Source organism: Mesorhizobium sp. WSM4306 (assembly GCF_007003975.1).
Taxonomy (GTDB): domain Bacteria; phylum Pseudomonadota; class Alphaproteobacteria; order Rhizobiales; family Rhizobiaceae; genus Mesorhizobium.
On the sequence record NZ_VFTC01000022.1, the window covers coordinates 19,539 to 43,221 of the forward strand.

14 protein-coding genes and 3 pseudogenes are annotated in these 23,683 nt (G+C 61.9%); 5 read left to right on the plus strand and 12 right to left on the minus strand.

The window, feature by feature from the left end; translation table 11 throughout:
* Nucleotides 1-858: 858 nt before the first annotated feature.
* Complete coding sequence (locus FJV77_RS22825; RefSeq protein WP_142868873.1) at nt 859-2,610, plus strand: adenylate/guanylate cyclase domain-containing protein; 1,752 nt, start codon at nt 859-861, stop codon at nt 2,608-2,610.
* On the opposite strand, the gene FJV77_RS22830 is transcribed toward FJV77_RS22825, so the two are convergent.
* From FJV77_RS22830 to FJV77_RS32475, 4 genes and pseudogenes are all read right to left on the minus strand, one after another.
* Entirely contained in the window at nt 2,546-2,827 is a 282-nt protein-coding gene (locus FJV77_RS22830; protein ID WP_246691348.1) for a transaldolase family protein, read from the minus strand. The genes FJV77_RS22825 and FJV77_RS22830 overlap by 65 nt on opposite strands.
* An 84-nt stretch (nt 2,828-2,911) precedes the next feature.
* The gene (locus FJV77_RS22835; protein ID WP_142868874.1) at nt 2,912-3,157 is read right to left on the minus strand and encodes a DUF982 domain-containing protein; all 246 of its coding nucleotides are present in this window, start codon (nt 3,155-3,157) and stop codon (nt 2,912-2,914) included.
* Nucleotides 3,158-3,751: 594 nt separating this feature from the next.
* Nucleotides 3,752-3,940, minus strand: a pseudogene (locus FJV77_RS22840) (MucR family transcriptional regulator); the annotation flags it as partial.
* Entirely contained in the window at nt 3,922-4,137 is a 216-nt protein-coding gene (locus FJV77_RS32475) for a methyltransferase domain-containing protein (protein WP_185970403.1), read from the minus strand. The gene FJV77_RS32475 and the pseudogene FJV77_RS22840, both read right to left, overlap by 19 nt.
* A 72-nt stretch (nt 4,138-4,209) precedes the next feature.
* On the opposite strand from FJV77_RS32475, the pseudogene FJV77_RS33395 reads away from it, so the two are divergent.
* Nucleotides 4,210-4,308 (plus strand): annotated as a pseudogene (locus FJV77_RS33395) (HAD family hydrolase); the annotation flags it as partial.
* 20 nt (nt 4,309-4,328) lie between these two features.
* On the opposite strand, the gene FJV77_RS22850 reads toward FJV77_RS33395, so the two are convergent.
* Nucleotides 4,329-4,790, minus strand: a complete 462-nt coding sequence (locus FJV77_RS22850) for a cupin domain-containing protein (protein WP_142868875.1) — start codon at nt 4,788-4,790, stop codon at nt 4,329-4,331.
* A gap of 108 nt (nt 4,791-4,898) precedes the next feature.
* On the opposite strand from FJV77_RS22850, the gene FJV77_RS22855 reads away from it, so the two are divergent.
* The gene (locus FJV77_RS22855) at nt 4,899-6,458 is read left to right on the plus strand and encodes a winged helix-turn-helix domain-containing tetratricopeptide repeat protein (protein WP_142868876.1); all 1,560 of its coding nucleotides are present in this window, start codon (nt 4,899-4,901) and stop codon (nt 6,456-6,458) included.
* A gap of 358 nt (nt 6,459-6,816) precedes the next feature.
* Here the strand turns inward: FJV77_RS22855 and FJV77_RS33050 are convergent.
* From FJV77_RS33050 to FJV77_RS22890, 7 genes and pseudogenes are all read right to left on the minus strand, one after another.
* A pseudogene (locus FJV77_RS33050) lies at nt 6,817-7,013 on the minus strand (hypothetical protein); the annotation flags it as partial.
* 97 nt (nt 7,014-7,110) lie between these two features.
* Complete coding sequence (locus tag FJV77_RS22865; protein ID WP_142868877.1) at nt 7,111-8,151, minus strand: EscU/YscU/HrcU family type III secretion system export apparatus switch protein; 1,041 nt, start codon at nt 8,149-8,151, stop codon at nt 7,111-7,113.
* A 168-nt stretch (nt 8,152-8,319) separates the two neighbouring features.
* Entirely contained in the window at nt 8,320-10,485 is a 2,166-nt protein-coding gene (sctV, locus tag FJV77_RS22870; RefSeq protein ID WP_142868878.1) for a type III secretion system export apparatus subunit SctV, read from the minus strand.
* Complete coding sequence (locus tag FJV77_RS22875) at nt 10,482-10,793, minus strand: hypothetical protein (protein WP_246691349.1); 312 nt, start codon at nt 10,791-10,793, stop codon at nt 10,482-10,484. Before FJV77_RS22875 ends, sctV begins: the two co-directional genes overlap by 4 nt.
* A 17-nt stretch (nt 10,794-10,810) precedes the next feature.
* Complete coding sequence (locus FJV77_RS22880) at nt 10,811-11,245, minus strand: hypothetical protein (protein WP_142868879.1); 435 nt, start codon at nt 11,243-11,245, stop codon at nt 10,811-10,813.
* Nucleotides 11,242-12,243 (minus strand): EscD/YscD/HrpQ family type III secretion system periplasmic domain-containing protein, encoded by a 1,002-nt coding sequence (locus FJV77_RS22885; RefSeq protein ID WP_142868880.1) that lies wholly within the window; start codon nt 12,241-12,243, stop codon nt 11,242-11,244. The genes FJV77_RS22880 and FJV77_RS22885 overlap by 4 nt, the downstream gene beginning before the upstream one ends.
* Before the next feature lie 119 nt (nt 12,244-12,362).
* Nucleotides 12,363-12,545 carry a hypothetical protein gene (locus FJV77_RS22890; protein WP_142868881.1) on the minus strand — a complete coding sequence of 61 codons (183 nt, stop codon included), beginning with the start codon at nt 12,543-12,545 and terminating at the stop codon, nt 12,363-12,365.
* A 213-nt stretch (nt 12,546-12,758) separates the two neighbouring features.
* Here FJV77_RS22890 and FJV77_RS22895 point away from each other — a divergent pair, with 213 nt between their 5' ends.
* Both FJV77_RS22895 and FJV77_RS22900 read left to right on the plus strand, forming a co-directional pair.
* A complete protein-coding gene (locus FJV77_RS22895; RefSeq protein WP_142868882.1) occupies nt 12,759-13,619 on the plus strand; it encodes a MurR/RpiR family transcriptional regulator in 861 nt (286 codons plus the stop codon).
* Between the two features lie 78 nt (nt 13,620-13,697).
* The gene (locus FJV77_RS22900; RefSeq protein ID WP_142868883.1) at nt 13,698-23,675 is read left to right on the plus strand and encodes a LysM peptidoglycan-binding domain-containing protein; all 9,978 of its coding nucleotides are present in this window, start codon (nt 13,698-13,700) and stop codon (nt 23,673-23,675) included.
* Nucleotides 23,676-23,683: the final 8 nt, after the last annotated feature.

The window sequence follows — 23,683 nt, forward strand, 5'->3', positions numbered from 1 at the left end:
CGCGGTAGCGGCGCACCTTCGTCGTTCAATCCGATCGGCGTGAACGTCGCGCCAGCCTTTGCTTGCATTCGCACAAGTCCATTGCGGCGAGGCCGTACGGAACAATAGGGGAAGATTTCTGTTTCAGGCCCACGAAAAAGCCAATGAAATCAAGTTTCCTGGCACGTCCTCCGGGCCTCCCATAACCATCGATTTTCCAACGAAAATATGCACCTAGTGACGGTACTTTTCGAGACGCACTAAGTCGCGCTGTCGAACGCCACAAGCTGCAAAAATCGTCCGATTGTTCTCGATAGTTGGTGAAACCTCAAAATATTTTTTGTGGCGAATTTCCCTTTAAAATCAAAAGCGTAATTTTTTGACGGTTCTGGTGTCGGACTTTTCGCGGCTATGAACAATATTTGACAGTAATATCAATAGGTTATATGCTGTTTGAACAATCGAGTGGGAGTGAGGGGTTGGCGTCAGTAGCGACGTTCGGCAGCCCTCTTGCTCTTTCGACCGTTCCTGTGCTCTTTCCTGACCGTTTACCCGATCAGATAGGTCGTTGCTTCGGAAGTAAATCCCGTTCGGCCCCACAGAGGGCTATGGCGTACTGCGGCGTACAAATAGGCTGGTCCTAGCAGGCCCGAACCAGGGGCTGTGGTTTGCTATTTTCGGGTGGCGGCAGCTTTGACCCCAAAGTAGCCCTTCGGCAGCACCCGCGATCGGACCATAAACGACGCCGTGTGAGGAAGGCCTAAGGGACGTGGTGAGTTGATCGCTGCTGGCGCCGGCACTGCACGCTCGCATTCGAGATAGGACTAGAATACGCTCACCGCCCGGAGCTTCGACCTACGGAAGAGGCAGGACACAAGCATGGAGCGACGCCTCACCGCAATTCTTGCTGCCGACGTCGTCGGCTACAGCCGCCTCATGGGAGCAGACGAGGTTGGCACGCTTGCACGGCTGAAGAGGCTTCGCGCCGAAGTGATCGCGCCCAAGATCACCGAGTCGCGCGGACGCATCGTCGGTTCCGCTGGCGACAGCCTCCTTGTCGAATTCGCCAGCGCAGTCCTCGCGGTGCAGTGTGCGGTCGAAGCCCAAGAGGGATTGGCCGCTCACAATGCAAGTTTGCCCGAAGACAAGCGCATGACTTTCCGCATAGGCGTGAATTTGGGCGACGTGATTGCAGAGGACGAAACGATCTACGGTGATGGCGTGAATATCGCCGCGCGGCTCGAGAAGCTTGCAGAACCTGGCGGCGTCTGCGTCGCGAGCAACGTCTACGAGCAGGTCAAAGGCAAACTAGACTATGCCTACACCGACCTCGGTAGCCATCAGGTCCACAACATCGTGGAGCCGGTGCGCGCCTATCTGGTCACTCGAGCAAAACCCACTTCGGCATTCTCGACAAGGGATACGCTGACGCTTCCCGAAAAACCGTCCATCGCGGTCTTGCCATTCGACAACTTAAGTGGCGATCCCGAGCAGGGCTATTTCGCTGATGGCATGGTGGAGGAGATCATCACCGCGCTGTCCCGGACGCGCTGGCTGTTCGTCATCGCGCGCAACTCGAGCTTTACCTACAAGGGCCGGGCAGTGGACATTAAGCAGGTCGGACGCGAGCTTGGTGTGCGCTACGTGCTTGAAGGGAGTGTGCGCAAGGCGGGGAGCAGGGTGCGCATCACCGGGCAGCTTATCGATGCGTCAACGGGTGCACATCTATGGGCCGACCGTTTCGACGGCGGGCTGGAGGACGTTTTTGAGCTGCAGGAGGAGGTGACCCGGAGCGTCGTCGGAGCGATCGCTCCGAAGCTGGAACAGGCAGAGATCGAGCGGGCCAAGCGCAAGCCGACCGAGCACCTTGACGCTTACGACTACTATCTGCGCGGGGTAGCAAGCCTCCACCAGTTGACCAGGGAATCCAACGCAAACGCCCTCCAGTTTTTTTACAAAGCGATCGAACTCGACCCTGAATTTGCCTCGGCATACGGCATGGCCGCCTGGTGTGCCGTCATGCGCAAGGCGAACGGTTGGATGACGGATCGCAAGCAAGAAACCGCCGAGACGGAACGCCTGGCTCTGAAGGCAGTGGATTTGGGCAGGGACGACGCGATCGCGCTTTCTCGCGGCGGGAACGCGCTCGCCTTCGTCGTGGGCGACAACAATAGCGGGGCAGCGTTCATTGATCGCGCGCTTGCGCTCAATCCGAACCTGGCTACCGCGTGGCTATTCAGCGGCTGGGTCAGAGCCGACCTCGGCGATACGGAAACCTCCCTCCGGCACCTGGCGACTGCGATACGCATGAGCCCAGTCGACCCGCTCATGTTCGATATGCAGAATGCGGTTGCAGTGGCCCATCTCTTCGCTGGTCGATTTGAAGAGGCATCATCTTGGGCTGAAAGGTCGTTGCGTGAGAAGCCGGACTATTTGGGGTCGTTGCGCTATGCGGCTGCAAGCTATGCCTACGTTGGCCGAACCGAGGATGCGCAAAAGGTGGTGAGCCGAATGCTCGCCCTCGATCCCGGCCAACGAATTTCCAATCTCGCCGATGTCATGCCAACTAGCCGTCCGGCCGATATGGCTCTGCTTGCAGAAGGTTTGCGAAAGGCGGGGCTGCCGGAATAGCGCCCGCTTTCCCTTCTCTGGCGTTTCGATGAAGGGCCTTGTCGTAAGCTGTGCTGTTCTTAATCGCCTCATCGAAAATCGTGGGATTCGACGTCAATCCCGTCACCGAAAATTCGGTGCAATAGCGTTCAAGGGTGCCGCTGCTCAGCAAGTCGCGGGTGATGTTGTCCAACCAGAGGCTTTGGCCGAGTTCGTGCAATCGGGTTGTTACATTCATGGCGACCTCGCTAGCGTGATGGCCCGTTTGGACGGACCAAAATTGATCGGCGACCCTAACCAAATCCTATGGCCGAAACGCAAATCACTCGACCAGAATGTGTGCTTCACGCGCCGCGTCGACAAACGCGTCTCTGGCCACGTCAGCCGGAACACTGCCATTCAAGGCCTGCTGGCATGCACGTTTCGCCGATCGGTGCTTGTCGCTTCCTCCGTTGCGCCAATGATCGTTGAGTAGGTCAAGAGCTTGTCGAGCGTTGACAAGGTTTCGGATGTCGCCGCTTATGCCGGTGGCAACAGATATCGGCTTGGAAAACCAGGCATCAAACATCGAGTGGGTCGCCTCGAACTGGATGAACTCCCACAACGCGCATAGTCGGGTGAGGTTTCATCGACAGGCATCACCCTTGCGTGAACCCAAACCGTGTGAATAGCGGCAGCGCGTTGAGAGCGGTCGCGTCAAAAAAGGCAGCAAGCAGGCGATGCCTGGAAGAACGGAGCGAATGCACTCATTGCCTCCCGACTCTGTTCGAAAAGGAGATCATCCAAGGAAGACGGCGCAGTTTGTTCTCGATGGAAGCACCGAGAGATGTTGAGGGCCAGATCGCTTTCGAGGGCCATATTCCCCGCCGATGACTGGCTGTTGCCTTCCTGGTGAAGGGCGCACGCTAGCTGCTGCGCTTACCGTCGGGACCAGAACGCCTGTAGGCGCAGTGGCCACGCAGCGCTGAACTTCGGCCTTAGTCGCCAATGACTTCGGTCTTAGTCGCCAATGCACGCAATCGCGCATCGCGAACCGAGTGCATAGGAAAAGCCGGCGCCCTCGCTGGGAGGTTGCCCGAATGGCACCGGCCAGACGGTCCTTTTCAGGCCCGCCGCTCTCCATACATAGCTGAGTCTTTACGTTGCGTCAGGTGGTGGCGGACTACGCTTTGGCTTTTCGCTTGGCAGGTGCCTTCTTGGCTGGCGCGACGGGTTCAGCCTTGCGGCCAAGCCCGATGGACTTCGCCAGTTGCGAGCGCTGAGCGGCGTAATTCGGAGCTGTCATAGGGTAGGCGTGCGGCAAGTTCCATTTGGTGCGATAGGCGTCCGGTGTCAGGCCGTACTCGCCCATGGCAGCAGATAAGATAGCTCGCCCGCACCGGTGCGCATGACGTCGAAGACACCGAAACACGCACCCGCGCGAAGCACCCGCGCAACCTCCGAAAACAGTGCGCTCTTGTCGGCAATGTTCATTCCAACGTGCAACATGTAAGCGGCGGTGAACGATCCATTTGCGAAGAGCAGTTGCAAAGCATCGCCCTGCTGCAACGAGACGCGTTCCTCGAGATGCAGCCAGCCTGAAAGGACGTTGCCGGCGTCAACGGGCAGAGTTCGAGCCTTGCCAATGCGCTGACCGAAGTCGGCGCCGAGAAGGTCATCCGGCGCTGGGTGGAACTGGACAGCACGATCGCCGCGCTGTCGGAATGGTTCGAGGACGCCCAGAAGGCCGAGGACGGCATCTATGCGCGCGTCGTCAACGTCGACAGTTGGTCGGTGTCGTAGCGGTTTCGCAGATCGGCGAGCGCTTTTGGATCCGGCGCACCCTGCGCCGCGAGCTTGGCTAGTTCTTCGAAATAATGCTCGTGGCCGGGCGGAGAGACGGTCATCAGCACGCGTGCAGGTTTCTTGCTAACATTGGTGATGTTGTGCGGCACTCCCGGTGGTATGAACAGGAAAGTTCCCGGCGTTGCACGGATCGTCCTGTCCCCGACATGCCACTCGCACTCGCCCTCCAGCAGATAGAAAGTTTCCTCCTGCACCCGGTGAACATGCCGTCCGGTGGCGAACTCCGGCGGGATCGTCCAGTCGAACATGCTCGTATGCCTGGTATTTTCATCGGTGACGAGGAAAGCCATGGGGTGGCCACGCAACATGACGCCTTTCTTTTCGTCGGGCATGCGGATGATGGCATCAGCGCTCATATGATCCTCCCCTAACGGGCGCTTGTTTCTGGCAAGCGTTCACGCAACATCGGCCGCTCACGCCGGAAAGTCGTGAATCCGTTGCCAAAAATTTGCTAAAAGACTCCAATGACAGTCAGGAACGAAATCTACCAGTTCGGCCCGTTCCGCCTCGACCCGGAGGTGGGCCTTCTCTTTTGCGGAGATGAGCCGACCATGCTTGGGCAGCGCGCCGTCGCGTTGCTTCGGCTGCTGGTCCGGAACGCGGGAAAACCCGTGTCGAAGGACGCGCTGATCGACGCCGGCTGGGGTGGCTCGGCGGTTGCCGATAACAATCTGACGGTCCAGATCGCAGCCTTGCGCCGGACGCTGGCCGACACGGCGAATGTCGCGGACTGGGTCGAAACATTGCCGCGCCGCGGCTATCGCTATGTCGGACCGGCCGTCATCGCCGTTCCAGAAGCCTCGGCCGTCGCCCGCGCTGCGTCGGCGCCGAGCTTACCTGACAAGCCCTCCGTCGCGGTCCTGCCATTCTCGAATTTGAGCGGCTATCCGCAGCAGCAGTACTTTGCTGATGGGATGGTGGACGACATCATTACCGGCCTGGCACGTATCAAGTGGCTGTTCGTCATCGCGCGAAATTCGACCTTCAGGTACAAGGGTCGCGCCGTCGACGTGAAGCAGGTCGGCCGCGAGCTTGGCGTTCGCTATGTGCTCGAAGGCAGCGTTCGCAAAGCCGGCGGCAGCGTGCGGGTCACCGCGCAGATGATCGATGCGTCGACCGGCGCACATGTCTGGGCCGAGCGTTACGATCGCAGCTCCGAAGACATCTTTGCACTTCAAGACGAGATCGCGCTGGCAGCAGTAGGAGCGATTGCGCCAAGCATGCGGAAAGCCGAAATCGAACGAGTCAGGCGCAAGCGCCCCGACAGTCTCGATGCCTACGATCTCGTGCTTCAGGCCCAGCCTGACGTGGATTCAGGCATGCCGGATCAGGTGACCAGCGCGCTGGTGCTTCTCGAGCGTGCGCTCGCGCTCGAACCGGCCTATGCGCTGGCGCATGGCAATGCCGCGATGTGCTATCATTGCCTCTTCCTTCGCGCCGGCCTGCAGGAGATCAACCGTGTGTCTTCGATCCGCCACGCGCGGTCGGCCATCGTCCACGGGCAGGATGATGCGCTCGCCCTCACATGGGCGGGCTTTTCCATCGGAATGGATGCGCATGATCGCGCCGGTGCGTTCGCGGCATTGGAAGCCGCGCTTGCCATCAGCCCGTCATCGGCGCTGACCTACATCCTCGGCAGCGTCATGCTCGGATGGAGCGGTGAAGCGGAACGCGCGATAGAGTGGAGCGAGCAGGGCATGCGGCTGAGCCCGTTCGATTCATGGGCCTGGGCCGCATTTGACGCGCAGGCGATGAGCCATTTGCTGCGCGGCCGTTACGAAGAGGCTTGCCGTGCTGCCTACAAGTCCGTCCAAGCCAATCCGGCGCACAGTATCACCTATGTGCAATTGGCCGCCGCGCTGGCCAAGCTTGGCCGATTGGACGAAGCGAGGGCGGCCGGCGGCCGCGTGATCGAGCTTCAGCCTGGCTTTCGCTACAGCCGCCAGTTTGCAGGCGTGAATTGCGCGCCCGCGCTCGCGCAGGTTCTTGGCAGCGCACTACGGGCAGCCGGACTACCTGAGTAGCCTCATAAAATGCATGAGCTCGCTGGGCGGTCCGGGCGGTGGTACTTGCTGCCTATGGCTATAATCGCTTGATTTCCGCGAGATCGCGCGCTGCCGCGAGCGCGTCCGCGGCCGATCCGGCCAGCCCCCGAGCAACCGAAATGGCCCATACCGCCCTGTCGGCTGAATCCTCGGCCGGTGCTGATCACTCGGGCTCGATTATCAAGCTTTACGATGAGGCAGGCTATCTGGTTGCCACCGTCAATTTTTCCTAGGTAGTGCGTGATGGTTCCGAGCGGCGATCTCGCAGCAATAATCCGCCCAGCGAAGAGCCGGGTGTGATGCGGTCTGGATGATTAGGGTCAAACAGCTAGGCATGTCAGCCACCCGTCTTGAGGGCGCGACGTTGTCTTCTGCGTCGATGCTCCGGGCGTTTCGACGAGCAACACTCAGTTCGGCAAGTGTCGGTTGCCACCAGCCCCTCGAAAGTTCGTCCGCACCTGGCGCACTGCGTGCCGGCCACGTCCTGACCAATTCGGCGAGCGTGGCCGAACGCCAGCGGCCCCAAACGTAGTCGATGTGTGCGCGCATCGCGATTGGATCGCCCATCGTGTTCCCCGATTGATCGCTCGCGGGAACGATACCTGCTAAGAACGACCGCGGTTTTTTTGCCTCAAGTGAGTCCGTGCCGGACGAGATGGCGAACGACCGGCGAGAACATCTGCTGGCCGATATAGGATCCGGTGCTCGCATTCTCGAAGAGTGGCTCGGCGACGGCCGCATCCTCGACTATCGCGATACGTGCCTGGCGCGCCTGAGCAACTATCTCGTCGGCTGCGCGGCCTTGGCCCTTGCCGACGACCGTCGGCACCGGCGTTTCACCCTTGACGTAGCGCAACGCCACGGCGCGGTCGCCGGACACGAAGACGATGACCGCATTCTTCACACCCAGTTTCGCGGGTTGCATCACTGCTTCGCGCCGCTGCCGCTGCTGTTCGTGGCGGATCAAGGGATCGCCTTCGAGATCCTTGTGTTCGCGCTTGTATTCGGTTGTCGTCATGCGCATATCGCGAAGGAACAGCCAGCGCTGAATGGGAACGTCGATCAGGCCGATAACGACAAAGGCCAGGGCTGCGGCAACTCCAAGGGGGGTCAGCACCGCCTTGATGATGGGCTCCAGGCACGACTGACCGCAGCCTGGTGCATCGAAGAGCGGCTGCAGCCACGCGGTCAAGATGAATACGAACAGGCTTGCCAGCAACACTACCTTGATTAGGCCCTTTGTGAACTCGATGACGTTGCGGAGCGACAGGATTTTCTGAAGGCCCTTCGCCGGGTTTATGTGATCGAACTGCGGCTTGAGCTGCTCAAACGAGAAGACCGGCCCGAACGTCCCCAGCATGCCGAAAGCCACGGTGAAAACGACGACGATCCCGACCAGCGGCAATGTGGCAAGCATCAGCAACGAGAACGAATGGCGGATGGCCCGCAGGCTGACCTCCCCGAACGAGCCGCCGGGCATCGTCACGGTCTGCACGAGTTCCGAAAGGCGCCTGAAGAGCATCGGCCAGGAAAAGTAGAGATACGCGAGCGCCGCGAAAAGGGTGAAGCCGGAGACCAGGTCGCGGCTCTGCGAAACCTGGCCTTTGCGGCGGGCGTCCCGAAGCTTCTTGTCGGACGCCGGTAACTTCTTTTCCTCAGCTTCTTCGGCCATCTTGCAATCTTATCGCACTGTCGTGGTTCCACTAACCGTCGCGATAGCGAGCCGGCGCAAATCAGTCCACCTGGCGACAGCGGCTGGTCGAATGCCTGCTGCGGTATCGTTGATTGTCATGCCGTTCCTGCCCTGAATCCCCAAAAGTCCCCGTCCGTCCGGCTGGCGTCATGAGGTTGCCTCTTGCCCGGCCTTCGGCTGAGCCGATGGCAGCGACTGGGAGACATTGCGCGCGCCGGCTTTGCCCGAGCGGCCTGCGATCGTGGCCAGCGGCTGGACGTTGAATTCTTGCGCGAGTTCCTGGAAGGACAGAACCGGAAGCTCGATGGCATTGTGAATGAGCAGGCTGCGCATATGGCGCCGCACGTCCATCGCGGCGAGGACCACTGGCGAGACATCGGTGGCGTTCTGTGCCAGCGCTCGCTCGATTTCGGTGACCAAGGCCTGCGCGTCATCGTCCGAAAGATTCAGGAATGTCCCGGTCGAAGTGCTTTGCACCGCGTTTCGCAGGATATCCTCGGCCGATCGCTGCAGGACATAGGCGGCGATGATGTTGTTGCGGCCGGCTGAGCGGAAGCTGATCTGGCGTTTCAGGGATGTGCGGACATATTCCGTCAGCAGCACGACGTCCTGTTCGCGCTGGCCCCATTCGATCAGGGCTTCGAGAATCAGGCGCAGATTGCGGATCGGCACGTTTTCGCCGACGAGCCGGCGAAGCACTTCCGCGATCTTTTGCAGCGGCACGATCTCCTGTGCCTGTTTGACGAGGTCCGCGTAATCCGGCTCCATGTCCGACAGAAGCCGGCGCGTCTCCTGAATCCCGACGAAATGGCCGGCATAGAGCCGAAGGGCATTTCCGGTCCATCTGGCCGCTGTTTCGGCCGGTGCGGAGAAGACGAAGCCAGCGTCCATCAGGATCGATATGTGGCTGTCATCGACCCACACGAATTTGCGCTGACCGGCAACCGAAGGACCTTTTTCGTAAGTCACTTCGAGCAGATCGAGATGCGTTGCGTCCGCTTCGACAAGAACGCGGTCGGCCGGGATTTCGGCATCCAGGATCGGTGCACCCTCCAGATCGACGCGGATGCCGCGCGGTGAAAGCATCTCGTCGACCTGCATGCCGATTGCGGGAACGTCGACACCGAGATCGCCGAAGAGTTCACGTCGCACGCCGTCGGCGAGCGCGGCGAATTCGGGCTCGGGGATCGAGCGTCCGAGCTCGGTTCCGAAGCGTACGACGACGCGATAGGAAGGAGGCAGTGTTCCGGTGGGGATTGCTGAAAGCGAGGTGGAATTCCCTGGTTCGGGCGTCGCGATCTGGCCGATGTCCTTGGGTTCGGATTCCTGGGCCGTGCGGCGATTGATTGCGTAGGCGCCCGCTCCGAAGCAGGCGCCAAGGATGAGGAACACGATGGCGGGGAAGCCCGGCACCATGGCAAGGCCGACCATGATCACCGCAGCAAGCGCCAGCGCTCGGGCGTCCCGCAGCAGCTGACTGGTTATCTGCTGTCCAAGGTCTCCCGTTCCGTCGGCGCTGCCGACGCGCGTCACCATCGTACCGGCAGCCACGGCGACGAGCAGTGCCGGTATCTGCGCCACCAGCCCGTCACCCACGGTGAGCAGCGAGTAGGTGGCAGCCGCGTCCCCCAGGGACATATCGTGCTGCAGCGTTCCGACGGCGAAACCACCGACAAGGTTGACCAGAATGATCACGATTCCGGCGATGACGTCGCCCTTGACGAACTTCATGGCGCCGTCCATCGCGCCGAACAACTGGCTTTCGCGCTCCAGCTGCTGGCGCAGGTGGCGTGCCTCCGCATGATCGATGTCGCCGTTGCGCAGCTCGGCATCGATACTCATCTGCTTGCCCGGCAGCGCATCGAGCGTGAAGCGCGCGGCGACCTCGGCGACGCGTTCGGCACCCCGCGCAACCACGATGAACTGAGCGACGGTGATGATCAGGAAGATGACCAGGCCCACCGCAATACTGCCGCCGACGACAAAGGTGCCAAAGGCGGTAATGATGTCGCCCGCGTCGGCCTGGAGCAGGATCAGTCGCGTGGTCGTGATCGTGATGGCCAGCCGGAACAAGGTGGCGATGAGGATGACCGACGGCAGCGACGAGAACTGGAGCGGATGAGAAACGTAAAACGAAGCCAGCAGGATCAGCACGCTGATGGCGATATTCGCGGTGATGAGAATGTCGACGAGGAATGTCGGCAATGGAATGAGCATCATCACCACGGCGACGAGCAACAGGAGGGCAATGACCAGATCGCTGCGGCGAGACAGCCTGGCCAGGAATTGCAGAAGTCGCTCCGATATGGTCATTCAACACCTCGTTGCGACAGGAAGCTCAGCAAGGCACTGCGCGCCTCGGTCTTGCGCCCGGCCACGAGCAAGGCGCGGCTCTTCAGCAATGCAAGCGCCGGGTGATCCATGCCTTCCAACGTCTCCAGCCTGGCAATCGTGGCAAGCGCCTTTTCCGCCTCGCCATCGAGTATGAGCAGATGAGCCAATGTCCTGAGGACGCCGGCGTTTCCCGGCGAGAGCTGTGTGGCGATAAGCAGGTACGCCGCGCCCCGCTTTGCCTGCCCGTGACACCCGTAGAGATAGCCCAGGACGTGCAGCAGATGCACCGTGTCATGCGGGTCGGTCAGATTTCGATCCCTTCCTGCATGCGACCAAGCAGATCGCGATGGCGCTCTATCTCATCCTCCATCAGCGTTCTGGCGAGAGTCTTGAGTTGCTCGCCACCCTCAAGGTCAGGGACCAGGTTCGTTATGAAATGCTGGAGAATTGGCACGGAGCGACGCAGGATGGCTGGCTCGGGAACGCCGGGCATGACGAAATTGCTGAGGATCTCGTCGAGCGATTCCCCGGCCGCACCCGCAGAGGGCTGGAATTCCGCGGTGTCTGGCTTTTCCGTACCAGTGGCGGACTTCGTCCCCTGAGCACGGTTTGCGGCCTTGTCGGCGCCATTCATCCGTCGCCGGTTGATCGATTGACCGCGTACGCCTTCGGCCTGTCGGACCTCGCGGCCGTCGACCCTTGCCGTGTCGAACCGCGGCCCTTCAAGCCGGCGGCTCACGGATATTTCAGCGCGACCGTGGCGCCGCCCTTGGTCAGGACAAGTTCCGTCTCGCCGATATGCTTTATGGTCCAGCCGTCATTCGTGAAGGCACCTTCGTGGTAGCGTGCACCGTCGGCCGCGATGACGTAAGGCCGCTCGCCGTACCAGATTGCCTGCAGCGTCAGGCGCGGAGCCAGCTCCGCGTTGCCGGTCATGACGTTGGAGACGAGGGCGATGTGCGCGCCGAACGCCTGGTCGAACCAGGATTGCGTTTCCGTCCAGACGCCACTCTTGTCATTCGGGATCATCCCCGAGACCACGAGGCGTCCCGATGATCGCTGAACGGTCAATGTGCTTATGCCTGAGTGCTCGAGATGCTGCTTGAGCTGGCTTTCAGCGTCGGCGGCGCCCTGCATTTCAAGCGGCGATGAATCGTCCAGGGTTTGTTGCCTTGCCTCGCCTGCGAAGGCCATTCTGACCGGCTCGCCGTCCTGGGACGACAGCTTCTCGCCAATGTCGGGCCTGGCGAAAGATAACCCGTTCGCAGCGACGGAAACAGCGAACACGGCAAGGAGAACGCTGCCCGCAACCAGGAGAGGGCGATTGGAAACCGCCCACCGGCTGGAGGGGCGTTCCGGGTTGACCATCTGGATACGGGCGTCACCGATACTTATGGTGATTGGCAGCCTGCAGCGGCTGCCATGTCCCTCGTGGATGGTCTCGCCTGTGGCAAGCGTGACATCACCGCCGACAGCTTCGATTTCAAACTGGTTGCCTTGGCGCCGCAGTCTTGCATGGATCGGCGCGATGCCGGCATCCCTGAGGACAATATCCGATTCCGTGCTGGAGCCGATCGTATAGACCGGCTCGACCAGACCGATTTCGGCGCCGGCGTGAAATCCGTGGGTTACGCTGAGCGCGATGGAATGTCCGGTTGCCGGGGAGGGGGCGACAAGCGATCGGAACCGGCGCGCCGGCGCCGCATCCAGATATCTGCCGATAGGGCTAGCGGTCATGCCACTTCTCTCGCCGATGACGATTCAAAATGCAGCCAGACGACGGCGTTGTAAGGTTCTGCCGTGCAAATACGCCGCCGGTTGCTTGCGGCGGCGTATGGGTGCGAGAATCCGCTGGCTCAGGCCTTTTCGGCCGACTCGCCGAGCGTCTTCGCGGTGCTCATAAGCATGTCATGTTGGGATTTCGCGATCTCTTTCGTGATCTCCAGCCCAAACATGCGCTCCTGTTGCTTGATCATCTTGTCCAGGTTCTGTTCCGGCGATCCTGTAGAGCCGGAGGTAATGGGAGGGGTAACAGCCATCATTGTCTCCTTGAGGACTATTCAAGTTACAAACTCCAGACTCACACCGCTGCGATCCGGCAGGTTGCGAAGCCAGTCTAAGGCAGCATGATCGAAATTGAAAGTCCATTTGGAATATATGAGCCACTCAAGTTCCAAGTGTTGCATTGCCGGCGTTCGAGGAGTAATCTGCGAGGCGGGTGAATGGGGTATTTCAGGATGGAAAAAGGTCCTTTGGCCGAGCTGTTGGTCGAACGGTTTGAGACTATGCCGCCGCAGTTGCGGGTCGCCGCGCGTTTCGTGCTGGACCATCCCAAGGATGTCGCGCTGATGTCGATGCGCGAGCAGGCGCACCAGGCCGGTGTTTCGCACAGCACGATGATGCGGCTGGCGCGATGGCTCGGGCTGGAAGGCTACGAGGATATGCGCAGCCTTTATGCGCGTGCGTTGCGTGAGACGATTGCCGGGGAGCCGGCGCGGCAAGGTATCGAACAGCGGGGAGATCCGGGATATTCGACCGCTGGCGTCGTTGCCGACACGCTCGCGGCCCAGATTTCAAGTCTTGGTGAATACAGCAATGCCATGCAGATCATTGCCGCGGCCGACCTGCTTGCAAGGTCGCGCGATCTGTTCGGTCTCGGCTCGCGCTCCGCCTATCCGGTCGCGAGCCACTTCGTTCACCTCATGTCGTTTCTGGCTGGCGGTGACCGCAAGGTGACGCTTGTCGGCGAGATGGCCGGACAGGGCCTGGATGCCCTCCAGCACGCCGGACGTGGCGACGTCCTGCTGGCCGTGGGCATGTCGCCTTATGAGCGCACGACGATCGACGTGGCGCGCCAGTCGGCCAGACAGGGTGTCGCCGTGGTGGCAATCACCGACAGCAGCGTGTCACCGCTGACGCGGATCGCGCGGGAGACAATCATCGTCACGTCGAATTCGCAGTCGTTCTTCCCAAGCATGGCGCCGGCGTTCGCCGCCGTCGAGCTTCTGGCGGCGCTGACGGCAGTGCGGTCCCAGACGGATGCCGCGGAACGAGTAAAACAGTCGGAAGAGCAGCTTGCCGCTTTCGGCATTTATTGGAAGCCCCCTCGATAACATCCGAAAGGCTGCGATCGGGCGGGGCGTGCCGGCGGCCAAGGCTGCCGGCGACAGTGATTTCCGGAGGTCGTCCAGATGGTTCGCTCGATAACGCTCACCAAGCCGCCGCTCCAGCCGCAAAAGGTCAACGCCACGGCAAACGCCGAGCAGATCGCGCGGCTGGAGGCGCAGGCGGCGAAGCTCCGGGAGCAGATCAGGCTTGCCAACAGGATGGGCGAGCGTGATTGGGCGGCGCAGGCCCGCCAGGAACTGGCGCAGGTGAATACGCAGCTGAGTTCCCTTCGGCCGCCGCAGGTTGCCGCTCCGGCGGCGCCGGCTTTGAACGCCAGCAACGGCACATCCGGCAACGGCACGACGGTGACGCCGGCGCTCTATGTGCGGACGGATCTCGCGGCACCCACGCTGATGTCGGTGAAACTTGACGGGAGCAAGCCCGAAGACAACGCCGCGGAAGCGACGACTGCCCGCAACATCGTCAACGACGTCACCGGCGGCAAGAGCATCGACCAGATTGCGTCTGCCCGCGGCATGACACGCGACCAGGTTATTGCCGCGCTGAGGTCCGGTGGCATGACCGTGTCGACCACCAATCCGACAAGCGACAATGGCGACGTGCAGGCGACGAAAATCACGGATGCCAGCGGCCACACCGTCACGCAATATTACGACTATCAGCACGACAGCTACTATACGAGCGTGGAGCAGCCCAACGGCACTGCGACCACCACGCCGATCCGGGATGGGCTCGGGCGCAAGGAAACCAGCAGCCGCGATCCCGATACCGGCGCCATCACGACGCGTTATGAGGACGACCTTGGCACGGGCACCGTTACCGAGCGGACATCGCTGCCCAACGGTGCTTCTGTGGAAACCGTGACGCCGGGCGCCGGTCCTTCGCTTCCCGTGACCACCGTCACCGGTCCGGACGGCCACAAGACCATATTGGCTTACCGTCAGGATCCAGGCGGGAAAAGCACGCAGACTATCAAGGACGGTCTGGCCGACGGCAAAAGTATCGAGCAGATCGCACAGGAGAACGGTCTCACCAGCGAGCAGGTGATCGCCGAATTGCAGGCCGCCGGCTATCAGGTCAAGACAAGCAGCAATAGCGACGTGCAGTCGGTCGAAATCGTCGAGGCGCACACTGGCGACAAGACTGTCTACTCGCATGACTATCAGCACGACACACGCACCGTCGTGACCACGGCCGACGGCAAGGAAACCTCGCGATCCGTCGATGGCAACGGCGGGACCCGCAGCAGTGTGCGCAACATCAAGACGGGCGAAACCACGACCACGACAGTCGATCCGAAAACAGGGACCGAGACCAAGACCGTCACCGACAAGGACGGCCGGGTGACGACGACCACCACCGAGAAGATCAATGACGGCAAGCCCGTCGAGTACGAGGTCAAGCCGGGCGACAAGCTGAGCCTGATTGCGCGGAAATATGGCGTGACGCTCGACGATCTCAGACGGACGAACCCGGAGCTTTTCAGCTCGGCTCGCGACCCGAACGTCATCCATGCCGGTGAAAAGATCACCATCGAAAACGGCACCCGCACGACTGTCGAGGTCACCTTCAACGGCTACACGCTGACCACCAGGCCCGATGGCAGCATGACGCTGCACAACGACACCACCGGCAGCGACCTGAAGATCGAAGTCGGCACGGCGCAGCAGGCGTTGGCCGAACTGCTGATGAAAATCAACCCGCAGAGCAAGGAGCCTGAGCAGGCGAAGACCGACACGGTTCTCAAGACGACCCTGGAAGGCGTGCTGGGCGGGGCAAGTCCCGAGCTCGCCCAAGAAGTCGCAGACAAGCAGCAGGCCGTAAAGGATGCGACCAAGAAATATGGCGGTAGCAAGCCTGCGACGCCAAATCTCGATGGCAGCGCCACGTCGGTTGGCCCGTTCGGCGAGCCGCCGTCGGCTACGGCTCCGTCAGGCGGCAAATGGGTGCCGCTGATGGTCGATGGGAGCTGGCGATGGTTTGATCCGGAAGTTGCCAAGGCGATCGCCGCCGAGAACGCTGTGATAGCGCGTCTCGGCGAAGCACAGGCAAAGCCTGAGCAGAGCGCGGCACAGCTCGACGTCTATGCGCTGGATCCCGATTACAAGGGAGCCATGAAGAGTGCCGAGACGACACTCGATAAGGTCCTGGCGCCGTATGGGCTGCAATGGCAGGCCCCCGAGCCGAAAGGCACGCTGGCGGATGCGCAAAAGCGGCTGACTACCGCCAACAGCATGCTGCAAAGTGCCAGCACTGCCAGGGCAGAGTACGCACAGGGCGAGAAGAGCCTTCTCGATGCCCTGGGCAAGCAGGCAACCCTGCCGATACTCAGCGATCCGAGCAAGCCGTCCGTCGGGCCTTCCGGTGGGCCCAGCCGCGAGGAAACCAACCTGCAAGGCAGGGCCGAGCACGCGGGGGTGACGCAACTCTTCATCAACGCGGCGCTACATACTGCGCGAGGCAACAAGGCCACGATCGACCAGATGGTCAGCGCGACGGAATTGGAGCTATACGGGGTCAAATCCGGGAGCCCCGAGTATGCAGAAATCAATGGCAGGCTCGAGGGACTGAAAGGGCTGCAGGAGCCAGCAGCCAGCCAGGTGACTCTGGCTGAAGCGTATGAGGAATTTGGTGTCGCGCAAAAGGATGCGGCCGACCTTGCCGTGAATGTCGAACCGATCAAGCAGGCATTGGTCGCACAGGCGAAGCAGAGAAATCCGCACCATTTTGATTGGAACGGCTACACGAACGGCGAGGGTGACTTCACCGGCAAACTGAAATCGCAGGAAGTGATCGAGGAGAATGGACAGCTCTATCTCGTAAACACCTATGAGAATGATGTTTTCAGCGACAAAGACGGCAACGACACGCCAGTCCTGAAATATGCGCTGACATACGATCTCGGCGACAAGAATATCAGGGACGATTTCCGTAACAATCCGCTCAACAAGCAGTGGCAGGAGTTGCTGGCGTCGACGCAAAGCTCGGCTTCGGCGCCGGTCTGCACACCCAACGGCACAGGTTCGCAATCGGCGTTGGCGGCGGCCAAATCCAGGATCGTCGGCGTGCAGGTCGAGCAGTTCGACGCGAAGCTGAAAGATGCGAAAGCCAAGCTCGTCGACGCGACGACGGCGCGCGACAAAGCAATCACCGAGCATGGCGGGGGAACCGTCGAAGCGCCCGCCGGAACGCTGCAGGCGGGCGAGAAGCCGGTAAAGATCACGATGAATGGCCGCGAGCTTTGGGTCGCGCCGGAGGTTGCCGCTGCCTACGAAAAGAGTGGGCCGGGCGCAATCGGCGCCAGCGGCAAGTCGGTCCGGATCGAGATGGATGGCCAGTGGCTGTGGGTGCACCCCGAAGTGGCGGCCGCGGAAATCGACAGGGGTCTGGCGGAAACCGAAAAGACTCAACTGGAGACATGGGAAAAGGATGTCCGCCCAGCAATGGTGGCGGCGCGCGATTGGTACGGTTTCTACGCAAGCAACCCCAAGCTTCTGACCTATGGCAACGAGGAGCATGAGGCTCGGCTCAAGAACACGTATTTCGAGGAGCACAAGGATCAGGCGCTCGCCGGCTACCAGGTCCGGCTCAAGCAACTGTACGACAACGGGTTCACCGGCGAATACAAGCAATACAAGCCCGGCGAACTCAGGGGCACGGTTGCCCGCACTCTCGGCCTCGACGAATCGAGCGAGGGGGTCACGAAGGTTACCGGGGAGATCACCGACCGTGCCGGCGAAAACGCGGAGGTCAAGGTAGTGCCGATCTTCTCGCTGGATGGCGGGATGGAATCGTCGACGGCGTTGTTCGCGATCAAGAACGATGGAAAAGAAATCGGCTATGTCGACAGCTCCGGCAAATACTACGGCAGCTTCGACGAATTCCAGCATGAGAACCGCATCTTCAGCCAGAACGGCAAGCTGATCCTGGCCAAGGGCGGCGATATGAAGCTCGGCGCCGATGGGTTCTCGCTCGACGAGGTGGAGGTCGCCGACGCACGCAAGGTGGATTTCTGGGACAAGGCCACAGACATCGGTCTTGGCATCGTGGCCGGCGCCGCCACCATCGTCTCGTTCGTTCCAGGCGGTCAATGGGCCATTCCCATCGCGATCACCTCCGGCGCGGCTCTTGGCGGCAAGACCCTCTACAAGGAAGGCGAGCACCTGCTTCAGGGCGGCGACTTCGATAGTCAGTCGGCCTGGAATGTCGCCACCGGCGTGACCGCGTTCCTGCCCGTAGGGGCCGGCGCCCTGCGCACGTTCGGCCTGGCAAGGGCCGGCCTGTCCACGTCCGAGGCGTTCGCAGGCGGATTTGGGATGGCGCGCATGAGTGACGCCAGCTGGGGCGTTGGCAAACTCCGCGTAAACGTAACGCAATCGTCCTATGCCGAACAGGCAGCGAGCTATCTGCAAAGCGGCAGCAAGCTGACCAACACAGCCTGGGGCCTTGATGCCGGGGGCGTGGTCACCGGTATTCCGGTGCTTGCCAGGTCGGCGGAGGATCTGGCCAGGCACGGCGGCGAAATGTCATTTGCCGAACTTGCGAACGCCATCATGGGCATTGGTACCGGCGCGGTCGGCACGGGCCTTGGCGGCCGCTCGCTGCTGTACAACATGCCTGGAGCGGCCGGTCCCCGGGGCGGCGACGCGACTCCCGCGCCAGGCTTTCCACCGCCGGGCGGACCGGATTCGGGGCCGCGACCGCGGGCGGTCTACGCTATGGGCCAGGACGGTGTTTACAGGCCCACCGGCGAATACGTCATGCCGGACCCGAATGAGATCGTTATCCAGGGCGAGGTGATCGGCGAAACGAGCGGCCAGCCGGGGCCCGGTTTCAGCGCTGGGGAGGGGGCCGGAAATCCAGTTGGTCAGCGCGCGCTGCCGGCCGGCAAGTCAGAGGGTCAGAACCAGCCGCCACCGACAGGCGACAAGAATGATCCCTCAGGCAACAGTCAGCCGTCGCGGCCGATCGCCTTGCATGAGCCATCCGAAGGCGCTGGAAGCAGTGACCCGACGATGCTGCCGGGCCGCGATTCAGATGGCTTGGCCGTGCGAAGCCCAGCCAACCCCACTGACGGCGATCCCATCATCGTGTCGAGCAAGCCGACTGCGACAGAGGTTCCCGTGCATCTCGTGTGGGATCCGGAAACGCGCAGCTTCACTGGCACGCCTGAACGCGACACAGGCGGGTATGTCTACACAAGCGGCAAGGATCCCAAAACGCCCTCGGCGTATCTCGACGGCTTGACCACCGAACAGCTGGTCACCCGTTACGAGCAGGAGAAGGGCTATTATTCCAGCCGCGAAATGGCCGAGCGCTATGGCCCGGACGGCGTCCAGATCCCGCGCACGCCGCTTGGCGACCTGCTGCCGGACTTCCGCGTCGGCGTCACCTTCCGGACCCGGTTGAACACCGGCGATGCGTTCGGGATCGGCTCGCCAACGATTGCGGCCGTCGGCTTCGGTGTCGGAACCAAGACCGATTTCGGCATGATCGGATGGTCGATCGTCGACAGTGTCAGCCAACGCAGCCTGTCGCCGTTCAAGGACGCGCTCGGCACCCAGGGCGTCGTATCCTACCGGGCACGCGAATACAGAAACATCACAAGCCTCCAGGCCGGCGTCTGGCCGGTGTCCAATCAGACGGCCTTCCCGGTCCGCAGCAGCGATCTGTCGGCCGAGGCGAGCAAGGCGATATTCAGCGAGGCGTCCGGCTATGACGCCAAGCCGCTGGATGCAGCCATCGTCGGGATGACGCCGGATGGCGAAGGCACCGTGATCGAGATGACCTACGCGCCTTTGCTCAAAGGTGAGGGGGTCACGCTCGCACCTGGCCAGCATGACTTCTTTGGCGTGCCGGCGGAAAACCGTTCCGGCCACGTCGAGCTGCAAGGCGCGCTTCCGTTCGACCGTGTCATGACCGAGACCAAGGCCGGTATACGCCTGCCGATCGTGGCCAATCATGTCGCGGCGGTGGGCGAGATGCCGCGCGTCGGCTTCGAGAGGCGCCCGGAACTGTCCGTCAAGGACACGCTCCAGCCGGGCGACATCGTGTCGACGCAGACATTCGACCAGATCCAGTCCGCTCTCGGCTCGACAAGCCTGAAGATCCAGTTCGCGGTCAAGGATCCGGCGAAGGCATCCGAACTCATCGCGGCCATCGGCCAGGGCGATGGCGTCCGCTCGATCCGTGACCTCGTCAAGTCCGGTCAGGTCGATCCGTCGAACACGGTTTCTTTTGTCGATGAGCCGACGCTAAGCGGATTGCGACTTTCGGCCGTACCGGGCAAGGCGCCCACGGCAGACATCGTTCTGCTGACCGGCGAGAAGGCTCGCGTTGTAAACCCCGAGGCGATGCTGGTCGATGTCATCTTCAACGATCGCAACACGCTGCCCGGCATGCTGGGATCCAATCCCGACCGGATGGTAACGTCCGCGGCCTACAAGGTGAAATCGACGGTGCAGTCATGGCTTCCGGCGCGTTTCCAACCCGACGGATCACCGCAGTCCCGCTACATGCCGAGCGCCGGCAACATCTATCAGAACCTCTACGGTTCGCATGGCGCGCCGGCCACCCGCTATACGCTTTCACTCTCGACGCCTCCTCTGCCTGCAGGTGCGGTGGCTTTCAGCGCTGAGGTGAGAATCCAGTATAAGTCCAAGGCGGCCAGCATCGCTCCTTCGATCGCCAGGAACGAAACCGCGACACTGACCTTCGATCGCGCCGACGGGCAAACCGAGGCCTTGACGATCCCGGCCTGGCTCGCCCACGCTATGGAAACCTCGCGCGATGGCGCGGCGACGGGCATTCCGAAGGGCGGCAAGGCCTCCCTGGAGCAGTTCCTCGGCGAACTGGAAAAGAACGCAAGACCCGACCAGCGCGCGGCGATCGAGCAGTTCCGGACGGAATTCGGCCCGTCGATCGTCGATGGCGGCTTCATGCGCCAGAACGTTGCCGATGGCGTGCTGACCTTGCTTTCCTCGCAGGTGGGCACCCGCCGAAGCGGCCCGATCCAGATCAGGGACGAGAACGGGCAATCCGTGACGGCCACCCGCTACGGACCGCTGCCAAGGAGCGCGGAGAATGTCTATGTGCCGCCTGCCGACGGACCGCCAGCGCGCGGCGACGAACCGGAGTTGATGCACAAGTCGCATATTCTGTTCCGCGACCCCGAGACGGGAGAAACATACGTCCTGCCGTGGGTGCGCGGCGCCTCCGAGGACCATGTGCCTGCCAGCCAGGGACGGTCGGAGGGCGAGCCCGTGCCGCCAGAGGCAATGCCAGCCAGGAAGGCGATCGAGGCGGCGCCGCCAACGACCTACTCGCTGCAGCAGGTCCGCAACATGCGGCAGCCCGAGAAATGGAAGGCCGGCGAGATTTATACGCGCGAACTCAATGGCTCGCTTGGAGAGGCGCATTTCCCGGTCGACGCCAACCCCGGTGGCTCCCACCCTGTCTCAGGAGTAGGGGGGCGATATGTGGATTCGCCCGTCTTCAAGAGCGACGATGTGATCGAGGCGATCGAGGTCAAGACCTACCATCGCTGGACGACGATCAACGGTGTCGCGCAGATGCGCGAAGTGCCGCTCACGCCGAAATTGCAGGAGCAGATCAACAAGGACGTGGCACTGCGGAACGAAAACCCTCGCTATCAACCGCGCTGGGTTTTCCTCGATGCGCCGCCTTCGGCGGACTTGCAGCGGGCGCTCGACGATGCGGGAATCGTCGGCAATATCTTCGGACACAACAAACCTGCCGCGGCAAAACCGCAACTCCAATCCGCGACGGCCGGAACCGGTCCGGACAGAACCCTGCGGCTCGAGGACGAGAGTGGCAAGGCGATCATCGCGGCGATACTGGGCACCGAGCCGAGGGGGCCGGAACAGGTTTATGTGCCGCCTTCCGACGGGCCTCGCGCGCCGGCCGATGCTCCTGAACTGGCGGACAAGACGCACATATTGGTCTACGACCCCGACACCGGCGAGGCCGTCGTGCTGCCGTGGATACGCGGTGCTTCCATGCGGGTGCCGACCGGGCCGGAAGTCAGGGCGCTTTCCACCGATCAGATTTCGGGGCTGAGCGGCGCGCAGTTGCACGCCATCAAGCCGGAGCATATGGCCACGCTGACGCCCGAGCAGGTTTCTGCACTGAGCCCCGAGCAGATCGGGCAGCTGACGCTTGATCAACTTAAGGCGCTGCGACCGAAGCAGTTGCGGGCGCTGAGCGCCGAACAGCTCCAGGCAATCGGGCCAGGCGAATTGCAGGCCGTTGCCCCTGGCCGCATCAGCGGCTTGCGACCGGATCAGGTTGCCGCCTTGTCACCCGAGCAGATCGCTGCCTTGACCATCGAGCAGGTGCACAAGCTGACGCCTGACCAGGTCGCGAAGCTCGGCGATGACCAACGCAATGCCTTCACGCCGGAACAGTTCGCCGCCATGAGACCTGCCCAATTCGGCCATCTCGATGCGACGCAGTTCGCGGCGTTGAAACCCGACCTTGTCGCGGCACATGATCCCGCGACAACGGCAAAGCTGTCGCCGGACCACATCTCGGCGCTGACCCCCGGGCAGCTCGGTGCCCTGACCATTCACCAGGTCGAGGCACTGACCAAGGAGCAGATAGCGGCGCTGACGCCGAAGCAGCTTGGCGCATTGAGCCCTGGCCAGTTGCGCAAGTTCACACCCACGCAGTTTGCCTGGATGTCGACGGAGCAGATGAACGACCTTTCCGTGCTGCAACTGACGACCTATCGGGCGACCCATAAAAAGGCGATGACGCCGGTTCAGGCCACCAGCGTCGATTTGGCCCTCAGCCATGCCAGGATGCGGGAAAACGCTCAGGCACTCGCCACCTTTGGCGGCATGTCGACCACCTCCTACGCGTTGTGGAGTTCGTTGCCGCCAACCTGGACCGCCACCGCCGGAGCGGTGGCATTTGGCGTGCGAGGCCTCGTTTTCGGCGCGCAGGCGGTCTTCCCCAATGCAACCGCAGGTAACAAGCCGTTCGGGCGATTCCTCAACGCGCTCGGCGGGGCCACATTCATCGCCGCGGCGCCAGGTGCCGCGACCGGGATGATCCAGGGTAAGGATCTTGTCGTCAACAGCACCTTCACGCTCGGCAACATCGTCTATGGCACGAAGTCGATGCTGCAGTCGTTCACCGGCAGGCCGGTGATCCGAAATGTGGCCGAACACCTGGCTGGACCCGGCTATGTGCTTGGCTGCGCCGTCTATACGTTGCACTCCTGGCCGGCGCCCATCGCCACGGTCGCCGGCACCTTGTTCACGTTCGGCTGTGCGGAGTTCTGGGCGTCGGCGATAAGGACGGACCGGATGAATCGCCGTTCGGTGCCGCGAACCGATGCCGACATCGCGGCGGCGGAAAAGTCCGACAAGAGATGGGGTACGTGGGATCGGTGGACCCTGGGCATAACCTTCGGCGTTGGCATGCTTCTCTTCTCGCTGGACTCCCTGCTGACGAAGCCTTGGGAGGGCGCGCCGACCTCTCCACCCGATCCGAAAAAACCGGACGGCGATGCCTCGTCCCAGCAACCCGATAATCCTTCGGATGTTCCGCCGCAAACCCCACCCGAGGACTTCCCGCAGCTCGTGGTGTTGGCGGATGACGGTCTGAATTTGCGGACACAGCCTGACGGGGATTCGACCGTGGCCACGGTCCTGCAGCCGGGCACATTCGTCGAACAGACCGCGAAGCCTTCGACCGATCCGTCGGGAGAAGCCTGGATACCCGTCGAAGGTTTCGGACCGGACGGCAAAATCCATAGCGGCTGGGTTTCCGGCGACTATGTCGAGGTTCATCCCGAGGGCAGCAGCAATCCCGAGGGCCGCACGAATCCAACGCTGGAGAAGGACGGCTATCAGTGGGTCGAGGTCAAGGACGGCGACTCTATTCGCCTGATCGCCAGGACCCATTCAGCGGATGTGGCGCAGACGGTGGTGCTCAACATGGATCACATCCTGAGTCCGGATATGATCTTCTCGGGCGACCGCATCTATCTGCCTGCCATATCGGTCGGCTGAGGAACGGC

Bases quoted from the DNA above. Each gene is read 5' to 3' on its own strand.
- sctV (WP_142868878.1), bottom strand. From the start codon at position 10,485: ATGACCATATCGGAGCGACTTCTGCAATTCCTGGCCAGGCTGTCTCGC.
- FJV77_RS22825 (WP_142868873.1), top strand. From the start codon at position 859: ATGGAGCGACGCCTCACCGCAATTCTTGCTGCCGACGTCGTCGGCTAC.
- FJV77_RS22885 (WP_142868880.1), bottom strand. From the start codon at position 12,243: ATGACCGCTAGCCCTATCGGCAGATATCTGGATGCGGCGCCGGCGCGC.
- FJV77_RS22850 (WP_142868875.1), bottom strand. From the start codon at position 4,790: ATGAGCGCTGATGCCATCATCCGCATGCCCGACGAAAAGAAAGGCGTC.
- FJV77_RS22890 (WP_142868881.1), bottom strand. From the start codon at position 12,545: ATGGCTGTTACCCCTCCCATTACCTCCGGCTCTACAGGATCGCCGGAA.
- FJV77_RS22830 (WP_246691348.1), bottom strand. From the start codon at position 2,827: ATGAATGTAACAACCCGATTGCACGAACTCGGCCAAAGCCTCTGGTTG.
- FJV77_RS22865 (WP_142868877.1), bottom strand. From the start codon at position 8,151: ATGGCCGAAGAAGCTGAGGAAAAGAAGTTACCGGCGTCCGACAAGAAG.
- FJV77_RS22835 (WP_142868874.1), bottom strand. From the start codon at position 3,157: ATGTTTGATGCCTGGTTTTCCAAGCCGATATCTGTTGCCACCGGCATA.
- FJV77_RS22855 (WP_142868876.1), top strand. From the start codon at position 4,899: ATGACAGTCAGGAACGAAATCTACCAGTTCGGCCCGTTCCGCCTCGAC.
- FJV77_RS22900 (WP_142868883.1), top strand. From the start codon at position 13,698: ATGGTTCGCTCGATAACGCTCACCAAGCCGCCGCTCCAGCCGCAAAAG.